Below are 18,565 nucleotides of genomic sequence, written 5' to 3' on the forward strand. Positions count from 1 at the left end.
AGTAACTATTCATAGTCTTTTCAAATCTCAAACAGGCAAAACTAATACCGCCTGCATAAAGCTATCTCATTTTTACTGATTGTCCACACTCTTATCTGAATTCTTGTATGCTTCCTCAAAGAACTGCTCCTGTGAATCTACAGGTGTGCTGTTTATCTTTCTGTCCACATACTCGCCATCAGCGCGAAGCTCCTTGCCCTTCTCATCATCTGTCATGATCGTATCAAAGATATGGCGGATTTTGTCCTTAGCATGTGCATCATATACAGGTGTTGCAACCTCCACACGTCTTACGGTGTTTCTGGTCATAAAATCTGCTGATGCAATATAAATCTTCTCATCATCGCCCACACCAAATCTGTATATACGTGAATGCTCAAGATATCTTCCTACAACACTTATTACAGTGATATTTTCTGTGGCGCCCTCAACCTGAGGCTTCACACAGCAGATTCCTCTGACAATAAGCTCTACCTTCACGCCTGCCTGTGATGCATCGATAAGCTTGTCTATAAGCACTTTGTCAGTGAGAGAGTTAATCTTAACTCCGATGTATGCCGGTTTCCCTGCATTCTTATTGGCAATCTGCTCATCAATCATGTCAACAATCTTATTCTGCAGGCATTTTGGAGCAACAAGCAGATGTTTTACATCTCCGTCCGAAACAGTCTCACCTCTCTGAAGCGCCATAAACACCCTTGATGCATCTGCTCCTATCTCCTGGTTTGCAGTGATGAGGGATAAATCTGTGTAAAGACGCGAGGTCTTCTCGTTGTAGTTTCCTGTACCAATCTGAGTGATGTACTCAAAGCCATCGCCCTTTTTCTTTGTGATGAGGCAGAGCTTTGAGTGGACCTTGTAATCACCAAGTCCGTAAAGTATCTGACAGCCTGCGTCCTCAAGGCGGTGTGACATCTCTATGTTGTTAGCCTCATCAAACCTCGCACGCAGCTCGACAAGCACGATAACCTCCTTGCCGTTTTCTGCGGCCTCTATAAGTGCATCGATAATCTGGCTCTTGTCTGCCACTCTGTATAGTGTCATCTTGATGGAAACCACATCAGTATCCTCTGCTGCATCGTTAAGCATCTTGATAAACGGCTTCATGCTCTCAAACGGATATGAAAGAAGCACATCCTTTTTCTCAACCTGTCCAAGTATACTCTCCTTGAGCGAAAGCTCAGGTGTGTCACGCGGTGTACGCTTCTCAAAGAAAAGCTCCTGCTTGTCTCGCAGATAGTGCTGAAGCTGGAATACGAATGACATATCAAGCGGTGTTTTTACACTGATAAAATGCTTTTTGCCAATCTCAAGGAAGCTCGAGAGCTCGTCAATCGCCTTGCGGTTGATTTTTCTTGAAAGCTCGACTCTTACAGGGTCAAGGCGCACTCTCTTCTTGATGAGCTCCTCCATCATGTTACGATAATCCATATCCTCATCATACATGCTCTGCGCATCGATATCCGCATTACGTGTCACACGCATGATTGATTTCTCACGGATTACATACTTTGGATAGAGCTTTGATACAAAGTGTAAAATAAGTTCTTCTGACAGCATAAATGTGCCCGGTCTTGTAGGTATCTCAATCAGACGCTTGAATACGCTGTTTGAGCATGGCACGATACCTGTCTTTTTCTTTCCCTTCTGCGTGGTTAAAAGCACTACAGCATAGAGCTGTTTGTTGGCAAGGAGCGGGAACGGCTGCTGCTTTCCTATAATCATCGGAGAGAGGAAAGGTGCAATGTGTGCATCAAAATATGCCTCCAGTAAATCACCCTCATCCTTTGACAGCTTGTTGAAATTGATTATGCGCACGCCCTTTGGCTCAAGCTCGCCCATAAGCTGCTCGTAAATCCTTGCTTTTTTCTTCTCAAGCTCGCATACTCTGTCAAGGATTGCCGATACCTGCTCCTCACTCGACATCTTTGTCTTGTTCTCAAAAATCTTTTCCTTTGAATTCATCTGCATCATGAGTGATCCGACTCTGACCATGAAAAACTCATCCAGATTTGTCTGGTAGATTGATGCAAAGGTCAGTCTCTCTGCAAGCGGTACTCTTGGATTGCCCGCCTCATTTAATACTCGCTCATTGAACTGTAACCATGACAGCTCCCTGTTTGTGTAAAATTCTTCCAGTTTTTTCATCTGCATATATGCTCCTATTCTATATGATATTTTTCCATTCGCGTCTGCGTCTTTTAAGTTCGTTTTATTTTGTGCACGCTGCATTTCAAGCAGCCTTGCCCGCTCTATCAGCTTGTCCTCCCGGCGTCTCCTTCTGTCTGCCAGATGAAGCTTATTTTCCACTCCGACAAGCAGCTCCGCAAGTGCTTTCAAAACTCTTTCCCTATGCAATATTTACCTCACCGTTGATATCATCTGATAATATTCCAATTCTCGCTATACCGCACAGCACATAATGCTTCTGCAATGTCCGTGCACTCTTAAGTTCATTTTCGATATTTTTGGCTTTTTTGTCAATACATTCATGCAAATTTACAAACATTTCTTCAACAATATCAGTACATCTGAGTGTTTCCTTTGCAGCAAGCTGCATTACCATCCCGGTGACGTGTTTTTCTACGAATTAAGGCTGTCCACATGGGTAGTTTGTACCTCTTGTGAACAGCCTGTTATCATCGTTGCCATCATTCCTATGACGACCGTTTTCTTTAGTAATTTCTTTTTCAACCTAATCTCTCCATTAGCATGATAAATGATTAAAATTAATCAATAACTATTCAACAAGTTAATAATATCAAGCTAATGTAAAGTCCAAAACACAGTTATGTAAAATTAAGATAAAAACTTTACAATTCTTTATTCAGCTTTACATAAATTAATTTTGTGTGCATTTTATATATCTTTTAGGCATTTTTAACTATTTCTACGGCAATATCCGGATAATTTGTGATAATTGCATCTGCTTCTGCCTTGACAAGTACCTTCATCTCATGCTTTTCGTTTACAGTCCATACATGAGCTCTAAGGCCTCTTCCATGAGCCTTGTCGATGTAGTTTTCATCCTGCATATGGTAGGTTGCCGGATGAAGCGCATCTACATGAAGCTCACCGGCATACTCTGCCGGATTTACTATAATGTCAGAAAAAAGCAGACCGCATCTCATATCAGGGCAAAGCTTTTTCATGCGCACAATCGACTCGTGATTGAATGATGAGCACCAGATTCTGTCAAGCATATCATACTCTTCCACGAGCGCCAGCACCTTTTTCTCCAGATTTTTGTACTGTACGATACCATTTTTGAGTTCAATATTTATGGTCATCTCTGTGTTTTTGAGCAAATCAAACACCTCATCGAGTGTTGGAATACATGTCTTCTTGTCATAGGATGGCATGTGCTTTGACACATTGAGCTGCTTCAGTTCCTTGAGTGTATAGTCCTTTACAAAGCCCTTCTCTCCACTCACTCTATCCACTGTCTCATCGTGTATGACCACGAGCTCTCCATCCTTTGTAAGCTGTACATCAAGCTCCACCCCGTCAGCCTTCATCTCTTCTGCCTTCTTGAATGCCTCAAGTGTGTTCTCCGGTACATATCCGGATGCTCCTCTGTGTGCCCAGACCTTTGTTCCCTCTGTGTTTATCATGCTTTGAGCCTTCTTTCGTTGCTTTTTATTTTAGTTATTTTCATGCCTCGGTGCATCATATCTGTCTGCAAGCCTTAAAAATACAAATCCCACTGCAAAGAATATCGCCATAGTTGCAACCGCCACATTTATCGTGCCACCTGCAAGCTTTACTGCCGCTATGACAATCGAGCCTAAAAACGAAGCTCCCTTTGCAAAAATGTCATAGATTCCAAAATATTCTCCCGAGTTTTCAGGAGGAATAATCTTTGAAAAATATGAGCGTGACAGAGCCTGCAATGAGCCCTGGAAGCATCCCACACCAAATGCCATGATTCCAAAGCCAATCAGATCATGCAGTGTAAGTGCATACAGACAAATTGCAAAATATCCCGCAATGCAGACATACAAAAGCGTTGTAGTTTTGTATTTCTGTGACAATTTTCCAAAGACAAGTGAACCAATACATGCCACTACCTGTGTGAAAAGTAAAAACACTACCTGTCCCACTGAATCAAGCTTTAAATCAGTTCCTATGTTTATACAATTATCTATTATAGTACCTACACCATCTATGTAAAGGAAAAAAGCGACTAAAAACAGACCTACTTTTTTATCTTTTGTAGCTATTTTTTTGATTGTTCCAAAAATCTGTGCAAATGCGTCAGCTATGAGTCTTAGGACTCCCGGATTTTTGTTTGTTTTGCTTTTCTCTTTGATATTGTCTCTTATAAATACATCATTTTCAAAATTCTTATGAATATCTTTGTCTGCCGCATCCGATACATAATTCATCTGTTTATAGCTCTTAAACAGTGGAATTGTAACAACAAACCACCAGATTCCGGTAATCGCAAAGCCAATTATCATTGACAGGCGGTTTGATATATATCCAAGCATATCCGGTCCACAGATATACGCTGCCAATGAAACGAGAAACGGCACACACGAGCCCAGATATCCCCAGGCATAGCCGTAAGAAGACACCTCGTCCATTCTATCCTTTGTCGTCACATCGACAAGCATTGAGTCATAAAATACCAGCGATGCATTGTAAAATATCTTTGTAAGCACATAGATAACAAGAAACAGCACCCATGTGGGTGTAAAACCGTTAAGTATACATGCCGACACTCCTACAACCACTGTCGTGGAAAAAATAGCCTTTTTGATGCGCATATGGTCTGCTATCGCGCCACAGACAGGCCCGATAAGTGCTGATACAACCGTCATCACAGCTATTGCCACCGCATAATATGCAGTCGCCCTGTCAGATGAAATCTGCCCCGCGCCATCTCCAACGGCAAGGCTTTTATACCATATCGGTATGAGCGCACACGCAAGCAGTGTGTATGCGGAATTTCCCACATCATATAATACCCATGAGAGCTCCTTTGATGAGAGCTTTTTGGTTTTCTTTTGTGTATTGTTTTCTTTTGCTTTCATAAATTATACCTTCCCTGTTTTGTATGTCCCAGATTACGATTTTATTTTTTTTATGTAAAATCCACTACCACCCATTAGCAAAGTTTATGTAAATAATCCATCCAATATTAAACCAGCGACTTCCTCGCAATCTCCACATAATGCATGGCATTGCGATGATTCTCTGCTATCTCTTCATCTGTCAGTGGCCTGACTACCTTTGCCGGAGAACCAAATGCGAGGCTTCCGTCAGGAATATCGGTGCCCTGGGTGACAAGAGCGCCCGCACCTATTATGCAGTTTTTACCAATCCTTGCTCCATTTAATACGATAGCTCCCATGCCGATGAGTGTATTATCACCTATAGTACACCCGTGAACAATTGCGCTGTGCCCTATTGTCACATTGTCACCTATTCTGACGCTGTGGCTTAAGTCCACATGTACCACCGCATTGTCCTGTATATTCGAATTTCTGCCTATTTCTATCGGTTCTGAATCGCCTCTTACAGTTGCATTATACCATACGCTTGCTCCGTCAGCCATTGTCACCTGTCCCTTAACAACGGCACCTTCTGCTATATAATATGCCATATCTATCCCTCCATCAATTTCAGATAATCGCCCTTGTCTATATGCATCATAGAAATCTGATTATTATGCCGCCTGAAGCCATAGACACAGTCCACATTTCGGATAAGCGACTGCAGACGTTCATCCGGTACACAGACAATCAGCTGCAAATCCATCTTTCTGGCATACTTGAGACATACCGCACTTCGCTCCTGATCCATCTTGGAAAATGCCTCATCTAAAAGCACCAGCTTAATCTTTGAATCACGATTGCTCTGCTGCATATAAAGCATCGCAAAGCCCGCGAGAAGCGCAACGTACTTAGGGTTCTGTCCCTCTCCGCCCGAATCACGTCCTGCCATGTCATCTACATAGTTCTCCCTGATAACATGGCCGTTTTCGTCCGTAACCTGCTCATACATGCTGAATGACAGATAATTGCGGTAATCCGCATACTGCTCCATTTCCTTGCGCTTCTGCATGCGCAGATGCTCATCCTCATCCTTTGGCGGCATGAATTTTTCTGTCAAAAGTTTAATTTTCTGCTCATATTTCTTATAAAAATCATCCTCACCAAAGCTTATCTGTCCGTCTATTCCGCCATTATCCAGATTTTTGCTGTCCAGCTCCTCCGCCATAAGCATATCATAGAACTGGCCGTTTTCATTCTTTGCCGGCTCAATCTTAATCTGATACGTGCTGTCAGAGAAATTAGTCTCCCTGAGAAGCCTGTTTATCTCATAGGCATGACGCTTTGCAGCCTTGATATCACCGTGGATTGTAGCTATCACATTTTCTCTTAGGCTTCGATAAATAAAATCACACTGCTTATCAAATTCCTTCTCATATTCCGGCTCATAATCAGTCTCATATTTGTCCAAAAGTGCCTCATATGCCTCATTTGATTTTTCAACTCCACTAAACTGTCCCGACGGAAATTCCTTCAAATACTTATATCGCGCTGCCTGCAGTGACTCAACACATGCCTGCTGCATACCGCCGTTTCCGTCAGCCCCCTGTAAGCTGACAAGCTTCTGCCTCTGTTTATTTTTTACAGACTGACCCGATGCATTCTTCATCTGCTCATGCACCTGTGACTCAAGCTCTGCATTTGACACATAGCCGTTAAGCAGCTCCTCAAGCTGAATACCTCGTTGTTCATTCACGCCACTTATTTTTTCATGCTGTCGAATCATTTCATCCATCTGCCTGCGATTTTCTTTCTGGGCTCGCTCAAGCTCTTCCTTGCGCTTCTCAAGAAGCTCCTTCTTTGCCTTCAGCTCTTTGTACTGGCCTTCCTCAAGAGTCCTGATAACCTCGTCAAGCTCCCGCTTTTGCGCATTCACAAGCTCAAGCTCATCACTTGCCTTAGAAAGCCCCACATAATACTCCGGCTCTCCCTTTAAGCATTCAAAATCACGCTGTGCCTTGAGCTCCTGTATTGCAGTCATAAGCTCTACCTGTTCAGCTCCAAGCTTCTCCACATCAGCCTCGTACTCTGCAAGCCGTGCCTTTGATACCTTGCCTCCAATGCAGGCATTTGCCGTATAATCGCGTTTTTTGAGATGCCTGAATATGAAATTGCTGTATGAATAACAATCCGGTGTCACACCATCCTTCACCTGACCAAGCTCATCCACTGAGTGGCACTTTATTATGTGTCCGAGATATCTTTTCAGACATGCATCCACATATTTTTCATTTGTGCTTACCGCCTCATAAAGTGAATTATCCATTGCCTTTGGCGCACTATCCAAAATAGCACCTGAATTGATTAAGTCAACCTCTTCAAACTGCTTCATGTCTCTAAAGACAGACGCTGCGGTATTCGCATAACGAGGCTCCGTGATAAGGGAAAACTTGAGCCTTCCCATCCTGCCCTCAATTGCATTTTTCCACTCCTCATCCGTCACGTCAAACATATCCGCAAATATATGTACCCTTACGGTCTCACCAAACCTGTCACTAAGTGCCCTCTGTAAAGCAGCTCGTGCTGAACGCAGACTTTCTTTGTAGGACTTGCGGTTGTTCTTCATATCATCAACCAGACGTTCCCTCTCCCTGAGTGCTCTTACAATCTCATTTTTCTTTGAAGTGATATCCTCAATCTCATCCTCAACTGTCTGCTTGACAGACTCAAGCTTCAGATGAAGCTGTTCACAGTTTTCCTCCGTGATGTTCCCATCAGTAATTTCATCAATCAGATTCAGCGCTTTATTGCTGACGTAGTCGGTGATTACCTCATCATCCTCCCAGCACTTGAGACCACTCGTGATTTTAATCCACTGACGGCTGTTATCTGTGAGCATAAGACTTCGTTTTTTCAACTCCTTGAGCTGTTCCTTTTTACTTCCGAGATCACCGGACTTTAAGTCAGCACTAACCTGAATATACTCATTCTGCAGCTTTTTTTGTTCAATAGAAAGTTCCTGCGCCTTTTCCTGAAGCTTTAGCTGCTCGGTCTCTATGCGCAGCTTGTCATCCTCTGCAGCCGCAATCTTCGCTCTCATGTCCTCAATATCTATGCATCTTATCATTGCCTGTGCCATTACAATATCCGTCTGAACACGCACAAGCTCTCTTCCTGAAGCCTTTATTTCCCTCAAAAGCTCGATACGCCTGCGCATATCCTCGATTTTGTCCTTAATCTGTCTGTAGACATCAAGCTGTTCACTGATGGTCTCTATGGTACCCGAATCACTCTTAGGAAACATATAATCACGTATAAACTGGGCTGTTCCGTTTGTCATTTTGAGCGCAATAGCACTTTTTTCCATTGTGATAAAGCGATTCGGATCAATGTAGCCAAGAATCACATCATACAATGCACCAAGATATGCCTCCTTTGAAGCATAAATCCTGTTCACATCGCCCTTTCCCCTGCCGGTATCGTTCTGTGACCGTTCTTTTACAAGCTTTCTTATATCCTGATTTGAATAACAAAATCCATTCTCTGTCACGTAGCCGGATTCAGGCATACTCCCTGAATGGCTGAAATAAACAAACTTCTTTATTTCCGAATCGTTTTTTCTGACCTCAAAGGCAATTCCTATACAGGTAGCAGTGTTGCTTCCTGTGTCCATGATTTCAAGTGCAATAACAGAACAGAAATCACAGCCCTCCCTGTTTGCTGAGCCATCCTTCTGCTCTCCACGCAGATAGCTCAGAACGCTTCTCCTGTTTTTTGCATCGTCAGCAGCCTTGTTCAAAAAAGATGGACTGAAGCTGCCGTAAAGGATAACCTGTATTGCATCCATGACTGTCGATTTTCCCGAGCCGCTCTTTCCGCTGAACAGATTAACATACTCATTAAATTGTAAAATCCGGTGGTTAATTCCACCCCAATTATTAAGACACATTCCGGTAAAAATTTTCTTAGACTGACTCAATTGCTGCCTCCTCATCGCCATACTTTCGCACAAGCTCATTTATATCCATCGCTGAACAGAAAATATTGACTGTTCCATAAATATAAATCGGTGTATCATCCTCCAGATTCGCAATGGCTCCGGGAATCTCTATCATCTGATGTGTCTTCATGAGTAAAAGAGCATCTGTCCATTCCTGATTTGTGAGCTTTCTTGTAACAAGATTTGTATTCCTGCCATACTCTCTGATTTCTGCCATATTTGTAGTAGTGGCTCTAAGGCCCTCTCCCATTATCCGGTCTCGATATATCAGCTTTAAAATAATGACAAGCCTTGCCGTCATAAGTGTCATTTTCTCAAGAATCACACCGTCTCCGGCAATCCTGAAAATATGCTCCTGCGGATCGTGAATCAGCTCACAGCCTAGCACAGACAAATAATCCTCAATAAACTCCCTGTTTCTGAGACATACCTGATATCTTGGATTGTCCCTTTGAATCATCGTGACCGGGTCACACTTCATCTGTAAAATACAAGTCTGTCTGAACAGATCCTGTATTGTTTTTTTTATATTTTCAGCCTCGTTCTGCGAGACATTTTCCATATATTCGAACATAGTGCTCTCTTTCTGTTATTTCTTTGATACTATTCAAAACTTCCCATATACATATACATATACATTTACAAAAACTCACTATACCTATACCTATTACTTATTACTGTTTATAACAAGCTTAGAATAGCTGACCCCATCCTCTTTCGTTATCTCACCATCGAGACTTACCGTATCATCGCCCAGACGCTCGTTGGTTTCTTCCTGCCATAAAAACAAAAGCTTTTCCAAATCCTCAATACTTTGAACCGTGTGCTCATCCGCCACAAATCTGCCATCCTTTGTGTTCTTACTCCTGAAACTGCCCAGCTCCTTTTTGGTATACAGCGGTTTCGGAACAAAATCTGCCATATCACCCTTCGCATTCCCCGATGCCTCAATGACAAACGGTACAAACTCCCCTGCTGAGTGCTCTCTTCTTCCCGGAAAGCTGTCATCCGTAACATTGCAAAACTGCTTTGTAAAATACATTCTGTCACTCAGCTCATCAAGCACCCGGTTTGCTTTATCATTGTTAAGAATATTTATAAGCCTGAGAATATTATCCTCCTCGTCTGCTCCCTCCTGCAAAATATAATGTATTCTTGCAAGCGCTCTCTTTGCAAAGACCGTCTTCTGTTCAATCAGCTTATTATATTTGCGTTCAATCAGATCAAACTCTCTCTCCACCCTGTATACAAGCCTGCCTGCTTTCTCACAGTACATAAGACTGTACTCCAGACGTTTTCTGTCAAATGTGCCCAAAGCGGTCCGTTGCAGCGCAGCCTCAAGGTACTCCTTCTTATCATCGTTTTGATTAAGAATCTTGCAAATAAGCTCCTTTACAGCCTCCTTATATCTGTAAAAGCTGTCTGAGGTAGTTAAAATTGCATACTTTTTGCTGTCACTGTTGTTTATTTCCTCAATCAGCACCTGCTGTATACCTAAAAAATCCGTCATGCGTGAAAGCTCATCAAAATAAGACCTCATACCGTTTTGCATATTGGATAATAGCTGTCCGAGATTTTTTGACGTATACAGTGCACTCTTCAAAATATCATTATTCTTTTCAGGATCCGAGTAATATGTGAAAAGCGCACTGTAAATAGACAGAATGCTCTCCCGCTCCCTGCTGTCATCATCTGTAAAAAGCCTTTTAAAAAGCTCTGCATACATCTGACTGTACTCTGGGAATGAAATCACATATGTATTCAGCCTCTCATCAAAATCACTTAAAAGCCATCCCCATCTTATCAGGCGGTTCAAAATTGCAGATGAGCTCATATTATATATAAAGCTCTGCTGTATATTCTCGTTCGAGCTCTGACCTGCATTATCATATGAATTTCTGCCTATGTTGTCATGTGCATTTACGCCCGCATTTCCATCTGCATTATCATGTGCATTTGCGCCTGCATTTCCATCTGCATTATCATGTTCATTTACGCCTACGTTATCATCTGCATTTACATCTACGTTATCATCTTCATCACCGGCAAAACCTGCATTCTCAGTCTCATCCTCCTGCCACACAATGCCTGCGGCCTCGATGGTATCCTCGATAATCGCAAAGCACTCCTCCCGTGTCAGTCCAAACGAAGCATAGACCTCATTATTCTCCTCATAAATCGCAACAATAATACGAACATATGCATCCATATTCTTTGTGCGGAATAAACTATAAAATTCTTTTGGTATTCTATCTTTAAGTATCATAATCTATATAATAACATATCCCCATGTTTTTCGCCATACACATGACAATAAACGTGGGGATATAGTATGTAACATTTTATTTTTGTGTTTTTTCTTGTAAACCTTATTCTGCTAAAATTATTCTGCTAACTTTATTCTATAAAGCTTATTCTATAAAACTTATTATACAAATCTAATTGCATTAGTCTGCTACCTGCAAATGACGAATGAGATTATTAAGATTTTCAGCCTCACTGCTCATCTCCTGGCTGGCTGCTGCGCACTCCTGTGAAGAAGCTGAGTTAGTCTGTACCACATCATTAATCTGCTCAATACCCTTATTAATCTGGTTGATGACACTGGTCTGGTTATCAAGTGTCTCAGCAATTCCGTTAACCTCCTCAGTGATAGTCTTGGAATTACCGGCAACCTCCTCAAGCTGTGAAGCTGTCTTGCCTGCAATAACCATACCCTTTTCAACCGCTCTGACAGATGACTCTATAAGCGCTGCTGACTCCTTTGCCGCGTTAGCACTCTGCTCTGCAAGTACTGTAACCTGATCTGCAACAACTGCAAAGCCCTTTCCCGCCTCACCTGCTCTTGCTGCCTCAATTGAAGCATTGAGTGCGAGAAGGTTTGTCTGGGAAGCAATCTCATTGATTGTGGCGATAATCTTACCGATTTCCTGTGAAGCCTCGTTAATTTCATTCATGGATGTAACCATTTCATGCATCTGTCCGTTGCTGTCCATAATCTCAGTTCCAAGTCCGTCCACCCTCTGGCTTATTTCCTTGGCATGCTCTGCATTCTCAGCAACCTGTTCAGCCACAGATGTAATTGTTGCCGTAAGCTCCTCAACAACTGCTGCCTGATCTGTAGCCCCCTGTGCCAGATCACTTGAGCTTGCTGCAACCTGCTCAGCACCATTGGAAACCTCATTTGCGGCATTCTGAATACCATTTACAGTATCTGCCATGCTATCAGCAAAAGCAATTATAGATTCCTTGATTCCGGCAAAATCACCTTTCCAGTCAATCTGTGGCTGGAATCTGAAATTGCCATCAGCAAACTGCTTCATAGTCTCATCAATATCGTCAATATATGTACCAAGAGTCTTCAAAGACTTTCTGATATCATGTGCCAGTCTGCCAATCTCGTCATCTGAATGATACTCCAGATTGCTGTGGAGCTTTCCCTGAACCAGCTCACCTGCGACAGTTTCAATCTGCTGAAGCGGCTCCAGTACTGAATCTATAACCTCATTGCCTGTATTTTTGGCTATAATTGTAGATACAATTCCAAATAAAATAATATTAACCAGACCAACTACCAAAAAAAACGTAGCAACTATGCCACTCCCATTTCCAAATATTCTGGATGCTCCACCAAAATACAATAATAACATTGCAACAATAGAGATGCCTCCCGAAATATGAAGCATCCTCAAAATCCTACCATAGCCATACTTAAGTCTTTCCTGAAGCGGCATTTCTTTTATCTTGCTTTCTGTCTGCTCACCCATATGTATTCTCCCTTTCTCGTCCTGATATCTCTTCAATTTGTCTTTGATATCTTTACACGTCCTTTAACAGTGTAATTATTATACCATTACCATAGTACTATTTCAACGATAATTTGACAATTTTCGACATTTTTGACAAATCAACAAATTTTTAGTTCATTTTATAGTCAAATACACTAATTTGCCGCTTATTACACCTCGAAATCCATACATGCCCTATTTGCCGTAAATGGTCTCACCTTGGTATCCGCCACTGCAACATGCTTAGGATTCTTTGCATACGCTGCAAGTGCATCAGCATCCTCAAATGTAGTATCAAGCATCACATCTACAGTGGAAGTCGGAAGATAATCTGTGCGCACAGAAATGTCAATCATTCCCGGAATCTGTCCCTTAAGCCCCTCCAGGCCTTCCTTTATACCAGCGCGTATTTCAGTCTTCTGTGCCTCTGTGTACTCATCCTTGAGTGTCCATAAAATAATGTGTTTAACCATTGTGTGCCTCCTGCGTTTTATCCAAGTTTAAATTTGATAGTAACTATAGGTCTCACCCGCTTTTTTGTTCTCTGCGGTTCTGAATAGTTACGTTTTTAATAAAATATTAGTTCTAATTGTAATTTACATATTTAGGTTAAGTATAGCATTAATATCTTGAAATGTCACTTCATATTTAACTGTAAATTTGATTCTTTTAGGCCATAAATTCCCAAAAACAGATCTCTTTCAGAGCCAAAATAACCTACACTTTAATTCTATAAATTCAGAAAAAAGGCTCCCGAGAAAACTCTCGGAAGCCTTAATTTTACTATACTTGTTATCAGAAGGTAGTTCTGCTCGTAACGCTCACAGAACGACTTTCTCACTAAATTCGCGCTTACGCACTCATTCAGTGTTCAATAATTACTCGATAACTGTAGCAACACGACTGTTAATATCACAACTTGTATTGTTTTGGATATTTCTAGTGATGTTTTATTTTATAAAATGGTACTTTTTGTGAGTATTATATCTATTTCAAAAGTTTTTCAAGTCCAAAATAAGCCCATGGGCTTTTTACCTCCAATTCAAACGAAAGGACTGATAACAATGAAATTGATACACGCAGAATACAACCCGATACATAACAGCATCGACATTAACCACTATAACGGCTACATCCTCCGGATTGATTGCAATCAGGCGGAATCCGGGATACGAACCACTCCTAATTCTCAACGGTGCCTGAATGCTCTGGCAATTGATCATCCATTGGAATATGCCCGGCTTGCGTTAGATGGCGAGATGCAGGCATGGGTGGATGCGGAGGATAGTTTGGAAGTGTTTTACCACTCCTGCTATTAACATGAAGAGGATAGCTCATATGGCTGTCCTCTTCCTATTCTTCACCAAATGAATCACTATTCTATTGTATATCACCTGTCGATTTGTTCTTATCTTCCAAATCTATATCTACTTGAATTCCTAATAACTTACTCTCCGGAGCATCATCATTTAATTCAAGGATTATGTTGTCGAGAACATTCCGTTGGTATTCGCCAGCAGTCATTAATGACCGAAACGATAAAAGTGCATCTTCCCTAAATAGTATTGTTTAAATAATGGATCTTTCTTAATTGCCTTTTCAGTTGTTTTCGCCAAACTCTGCTGATCTCTTAACTCCTTTTTTCTAACAATCAGCTCTGTATCAATACCTAATCCAAACCTCATCATTTGCTCTTTTAACATATCAAGAACAAACTCTGCCTGTTTTCTGGTTACACAATGAATTATCCCATCATCCGCATATCTTTCCCATGGACATTTAGGGAATTTCCATGCCATCCAACTGTCAAACGCATAGTGCATAAAAAGATTTGCCAGTACAGGACTGATAACTCCTCCCTGTGGCGTACCTGAATTCCGCGTTCTCATTGTTTTGTCTGGCATTAGTATTGGCGTTTTTAAACATCTATCTATATACATAAGAACCCACTTTTCATGACAGTGTTTTTCTACCAATTCTAATAGCTTTTCATGACTGATATTATCAAAGAGACCAACAATATCAAACTCTATGACCCATTTCATCTTAAAGCATCTACTTCTTGCCATTTCTATTGCATCTAATGCCGACTTATTTGGTCTATAGCCGTAGGAATCATCAAGGAATATAGGCTCCACCAACGGCTCCAACCTGTTCCTCAGTACCATTTGTGCTACTCTGTCTTCAATCGTTGGTATCCCCAACAGCCTCTTTTTCCCATTTTTCTTCGGAATCTCAACACCTCGGACGGGTTTTGAATAATAACTTCCAGAGGACATCCTATTCCACAATACATAGAGTCTGTTTTTCCAATCTTTGTCAAACTCCTCCAGTTCTATTCCATCTATTCCTCCAGCACCTTTGTTAGCCTTTACTGCCTTATAAGCATTTAGGACTTCCTTTTGTGAAATGTGAAATGCTTTTCCTTCCTTCACGTAATCCTCCCATTTCTGGTTGTTACCTTCAAAAAGTTCCGACGACAGAATCCCTTTGCTCCATTTTCATTACAAAAACTTCAACACTACTACGGATTCTTCCACACCTGTAATGTTCATCCCTACTTTCACACTCGCACATTTGTTAGCTCGTGTTTTTCGGTTTCCATAACATCACAGGATTCTCCTGTTCCTTTCATGAGCCTATGTCATGCTCCTGTAACCTCAACACCGACAGCCATCCATACAGTAAACAGGTATCTTATGGACTTTTATCCCGGCGACCACACAATTTCCCGGTTTCGACTGTACTTGTCAGCATTAACGATGCTTCGTCAGTTCTTCACTTTCGTTCAGCTTCATGACACACAACTGACAACTTTTGTGTTTCCTTTTCCTCATACGCTCAGTACCATAGCTTTTGACTATAGCACCTATGAGTGTTTTGCAATCTGTGCCTGTACACCGATTGCGGAAGGCCCTCTTCCATCTCATAAAAAGCACTGCTTTTCATATACTATATTTCTTTAAGTATCCTCTAGCATTCAGGACACACTATGTGATAAACTATTCATGTCCATTTGGACAACCTCCTTTGCTTTACTTGGTTGGCGAACCAAAGTAATTATAGCATTGGAGGTTTTTACTGTAAGCTAAAGCAGATGTTGTCCCCCTGCATAGCAGGGGGCTTTATTAAAGACTGCCATACAAAAAAATGCTAAGCAATAGATGAAACCTATGGCTTAGCATTTTATGATACTATACAATTCCCAAACAGCTTCCCGTAAGCTGCTGGCTTCTTCTTAGATGACCGCCTTTCAATCTGATTTATATCAGCCCTCTCCGATAGGCCTCCGCCACTGCGCCGGATTTGCCCTTAACGCCTAGCTTCTGGTAGGTCTGGGAGCTGTGGTATTTGACGGTTCCCTCCTGAATATGTAACCGTTTGGCAATCTGTGCCACGGAAAGTCCCTCTGCCTGGAGCTTTAAGATTGCCAGTGCATTCTCACTGAGCACCACTTCCTCCGTTCCGGTCTTCAGATAGGCAGGATAAAGTCTCTCCATATGCCTTGCTTCCTCCAGAAGCTGCTTATAAAAATCCTTATTCTGCGGCTTCCACGAGGTCATTTTGATAAGCTTATATGCCGCCCCGGCCTCCCTTGTGACGAGCCGTACAAAATGATACGCCTGCGCTTCATCAAGACACTTTTTCAATGTTTCATCCCATCCGTCATAGCCCATTCTCTGCTGCGTAATAGCAAGCAGCAGCCAGCATTCCATACGGACAAAGGTACGCTTCATAACATCGGCATAATACAGTAGCTTTTGCAGGAGTTCCGCCGCAAGCTCATATTTGCCTGTGCACAGATAGATACGTACCTTTGTCAGATAATGAAACCGGTAAAAGGATACAAACTCTACGTTTTCATCGGGAGCTGTTTCCATCCAGCGAAGTGCGACCGCAATATTCCCGCTGTAAAGCTCGAGTCTTACCAGAAACGTTTCAATATTCAGCAGCACCTTTTCCTTGCATTCCGCCTTTGCCTTTTTATAAAAACTCTCCAATCGATCTTTCGCACACGCAATCTGCCCATCAAAGACAGACTGCCATGCCATCAGACCATCCGCTACAAAGACCTGTTCCAGCTTTCCCCCGCTGTCAGCCTGCATTCTGCCATTTGCAAGCAAAGCAACCACCTCATAGCGGTCTTTTCCCTTTTCAAAAAAGCTCTCAGCCAACGCGAGATTCACCAGTCCCTTACCATATTTTCCGAGTACGAATGGTACAACCTTGCCAAGGCTGGTAGCAAGCTGTACATCATTTTTGGACCACTCACAAAAATCCTTGCCACCATTCATCATGGAAGGCAGATTAGAAGTCACCGAAAACTCCGGCAGAACAACCTTTCTGCATTGTAAGAGTGTTCCGGCATGTTTGATTATCTCAATCAGACCAACCGTTCCACGGTGAGGCAGTCCGATATCCAAATATAGTATCAAAGATTTTGTATACCTCAGCAGACTGCCTGTCTGCTTCTGTGCAAACGCTTTCAGTTCCCCATACCAATACTCGCTCTCCTCCGGATCGAGAAGCAGAGAATTGAGCATACTCATCCCGCACATCAGATCAGGATTTTTTCTGATATCCTCCCTTGGCAACGCCAGATAAAACTTGCGCAGTTCAAAGTAATGACCTGACCCCGGATCAATTCTTGCGTTTTCCACCAGCAGTGAGAGCATTCTGTCATTTGCATGACCCTTCTGATACATCTCAAGTGCCAGAAGCGGTTCATTGTTCATCTCATAGTACAGACCGGCATTACAATACAGAGTTCTGATTCTCTCCTCGTCATATTTTTTATGCATCCATCTGCGCAGAGATAAAAGCAGTGTCCTTCGCATTTCATAAGTGACAGATGCAGCATCGTTTCCGCTGATGCCCCCTTCTACATGCTCAATCAGGAAATTACCGATCTCCATGTATTGGCGCAGCACATATTCTGCATTATTCTTTCCGGTAATCATCCTGGCCATAGGAATCGTAAAGCGGTCCACAATCGAAAGCTTGAGCAAAAAATCCTGCATCTGTGGCTCCCACTGTTCATAGACATGCAGCTCCAGATAATCCCAAAACTGCTGCTGCACCACCTTCAGCAAAGACGTCTTATACTCCTCTCCCTTTAACAGATGCGCCAGTGTCAGACTGACAAAATAAGCATTGTTCTGCGCACCCGCACTAAGCTGTGCCACCTCCTCCTGGGAAAGATGAACCTCCCATTTCTGAATCAGTTTTTTAATCTCTGCATCAGATAATTCCAAATCCTTTTCATCAATAACCGTAAAGGATTTCTTAATAAATGTGCCATGCAGCCACGTCGGAATTCTTCCCCGAGAAATTAAAATAAGCCATATGTCATCCCTCATGACAAGCTTTTCTATGGCTTTCCAGATATCCTGACAGGTATCAGGATACAGCAAGGTCTGCAAATCATCAATCACAATGGTACCTTGCAGCAGGTCCGGTGTAATCAAATCTGCTGCCTGCAGCCGTTCCGCAGAAAAATACATAATATGACGATTCCCAAAATAGGAATTGATGAAGCTTGTCTTTCCATAACTTGTCGCACCATACAGCCAGACAGTCTTTCCTCTCTCTTCTGCGAGTTTCATCTTATTGTATGCCAGATGTGGTCTCACATAATGTTTTTTATCAAAGCTTTCCAATCGTTCTTGTCTGGAAACTTGCATCCTATCACCTTTTTCTCTTCAACCTGAATTTTTATTATCACAGCTTTTGTCTCTGCTTGCTTTTTTCCGACAAGACGATATATCCTGTCACAC

13 protein-coding genes are annotated in these 18,565 nt (G+C 42.1%); 1 reads left to right on the forward strand and 12 read right to left on the reverse strand.

What is annotated here, in order from left to right; translation table 11 throughout:
- Positions 1-72 precede the first annotated feature (72 nt).
- The 10 genes from ppk1 to ACTQ1L_RS02735 all read right to left on the reverse strand — a co-directional run bounded on the left by ppk1 (position 73) and on the right by ACTQ1L_RS02735 (position 13,261).
- Positions 73-2,148 carry a polyphosphate kinase 1 gene (gene ppk1, locus ACTQ1L_RS02690; RefSeq protein ID WP_441365374.1) on the reverse strand — a complete coding sequence of 692 codons (2,076 nt, stop codon included), beginning with the start codon at positions 2,146-2,148 and terminating at the stop codon, positions 73-75.
- A 202-nt stretch (positions 2,149-2,350) separates the two neighbouring features.
- Entirely contained in the window at positions 2,351-2,560 is a 210-nt protein-coding gene (locus ACTQ1L_RS02695) for a hypothetical protein (RefSeq protein ID WP_441365348.1), read from the reverse strand.
- Positions 2,561-2,870: 310 nt separating this feature from the next.
- Positions 2,871-3,614, reverse strand: a complete 744-nt coding sequence (locus tag ACTQ1L_RS02700) for a glycerophosphodiester phosphodiesterase (RefSeq protein ID WP_441365349.1) — start codon at positions 3,612-3,614, stop codon at positions 2,871-2,873.
- A gap of 30 nt (positions 3,615-3,644) precedes the next feature.
- Positions 3,645-5,039, reverse strand: a complete 1,395-nt coding sequence (locus ACTQ1L_RS02705) for an MFS transporter (protein WP_441365350.1) — start codon at positions 5,037-5,039, stop codon at positions 3,645-3,647.
- Between the two features lie 107 nt (positions 5,040-5,146).
- Positions 5,147-5,611, reverse strand: a complete 465-nt coding sequence (locus ACTQ1L_RS02710; protein ID WP_321110631.1) for a gamma carbonic anhydrase family protein — start codon at positions 5,609-5,611, stop codon at positions 5,147-5,149.
- Between the two features lie 2 nt (positions 5,612-5,613).
- Positions 5,614-8,979, reverse strand: coding sequence for an SbcC/MukB-like Walker B domain-containing protein (locus tag ACTQ1L_RS02715; protein WP_441365351.1), 3,366 nt, complete (start codon positions 8,977-8,979; stop codon positions 5,614-5,616).
- Entirely contained in the window at positions 8,966-9,574 is a 609-nt protein-coding gene (locus ACTQ1L_RS02720) for a DUF4194 domain-containing protein (protein ID WP_441365352.1), read from the reverse strand. The genes ACTQ1L_RS02715 and ACTQ1L_RS02720 overlap by 14 nt, the downstream gene beginning before the upstream one ends.
- A gap of 93 nt (positions 9,575-9,667) precedes the next feature.
- Positions 9,668-11,266 carry a Wadjet anti-phage system protein JetA family protein gene (locus ACTQ1L_RS02725; RefSeq protein WP_441365353.1) on the reverse strand — a complete coding sequence of 533 codons (1,599 nt, stop codon included), beginning with the start codon at positions 11,264-11,266 and terminating at the stop codon, positions 9,668-9,670.
- A 181-nt stretch (positions 11,267-11,447) separates the two neighbouring features.
- The gene (locus ACTQ1L_RS02730) at positions 11,448-12,767 is read right to left on the reverse strand and encodes a methyl-accepting chemotaxis protein (protein WP_441365354.1); all 1,320 of its coding nucleotides are present in this window, start codon (positions 12,765-12,767) and stop codon (positions 11,448-11,450) included.
- 191 nt (positions 12,768-12,958) lie between these two features.
- On the reverse strand, positions 12,959-13,261 hold the full coding sequence (locus ACTQ1L_RS02735) for a Dabb family protein (protein WP_154268154.1): 303 nt from the start codon (positions 13,259-13,261) through the stop codon (positions 12,959-12,961).
- Positions 13,262-13,852: 591 nt separating this feature from the next.
- On the opposite strand from ACTQ1L_RS02735, the gene ACTQ1L_RS02740 reads away from it, so the two are divergent.
- Positions 13,853-14,107, forward strand: a complete 255-nt coding sequence (locus ACTQ1L_RS02740; protein WP_441365355.1) for a DUF6061 family protein — start codon at positions 13,853-13,855, stop codon at positions 14,105-14,107.
- A 204-nt stretch (positions 14,108-14,311) separates the two neighbouring features.
- Here the strand turns inward: ACTQ1L_RS02740 and ltrA are convergent, their stop codons facing one another.
- A complete protein-coding gene (ltrA, locus tag ACTQ1L_RS02745; RefSeq protein WP_441365356.1) occupies positions 14,312-15,223 on the reverse strand; it encodes a group II intron reverse transcriptase/maturase in 912 nt (303 codons plus the stop codon).
- Positions 15,224-16,051: 828 nt separating this feature from the next.
- The gene (locus tag ACTQ1L_RS02750; RefSeq protein ID WP_441365357.1) at positions 16,052-18,472 is read right to left on the reverse strand and encodes a LuxR C-terminal-related transcriptional regulator; all 2,421 of its coding nucleotides are present in this window, start codon (positions 18,470-18,472) and stop codon (positions 16,052-16,054) included.
- Positions 18,473-18,565: the final 93 nt, after the last annotated feature.

The organism is Agathobacter sp. LCP21S3_B2 (genome assembly GCF_052118705.1).
Taxonomy (GTDB): domain Bacteria; phylum Bacillota; class Clostridia; order Lachnospirales; family Lachnospiraceae; genus Roseburia.

Coding starts and splice junctions, on each gene's coding strand:
- ACTQ1L_RS02750 (WP_441365357.1), bottom strand. CDS start 18,472: ATGCAAGTTTCCAGACAAGAACGATTGGAAAGCTTTGATAAAAAACAT.
- ACTQ1L_RS02695 (WP_441365348.1), bottom strand. CDS start 2,560: ATGCAGCTTGCTGCAAAGGAAACACTCAGATGTACTGATATTGTTGAA.
- ACTQ1L_RS02740 (WP_441365355.1), top strand. CDS start 13,853: ATGAAATTGATACACGCAGAATACAACCCGATACATAACAGCATCGAC.
- ACTQ1L_RS02710 (WP_321110631.1), bottom strand. CDS start 5,611: ATGGCATATTATATAGCAGAAGGTGCCGTTGTTAAGGGACAGGTGACA.
- ACTQ1L_RS02705 (WP_441365350.1), bottom strand. CDS start 5,039: ATGAAAGCAAAAGAAAACAATACACAAAAGAAAACCAAAAAGCTCTCA.
- ACTQ1L_RS02730 (WP_441365354.1), bottom strand. CDS start 12,767: ATGGGTGAGCAGACAGAAAGCAAGATAAAAGAAATGCCGCTTCAGGAA.
- ACTQ1L_RS02725 (WP_441365353.1), bottom strand. CDS start 11,266: ATGATACTTAAAGATAGAATACCAAAAGAATTTTATAGTTTATTCCGC.
- ACTQ1L_RS02735 (WP_154268154.1), bottom strand. CDS start 13,261: ATGGTTAAACACATTATTTTATGGACACTCAAGGATGAGTACACAGAG.
- ACTQ1L_RS02700 (WP_441365349.1), bottom strand. CDS start 3,614: ATGATAAACACAGAGGGAACAAAGGTCTGGGCACACAGAGGAGCATCC.
- ppk1 (WP_441365374.1), bottom strand. CDS start 2,148: ATGAAAAAACTGGAAGAATTTTACACAAACAGGGAGCTGTCATGGTTA.
- ACTQ1L_RS02720 (WP_441365352.1), bottom strand. CDS start 9,574: ATGTTCGAATATATGGAAAATGTCTCGCAGAACGAGGCTGAAAATATA.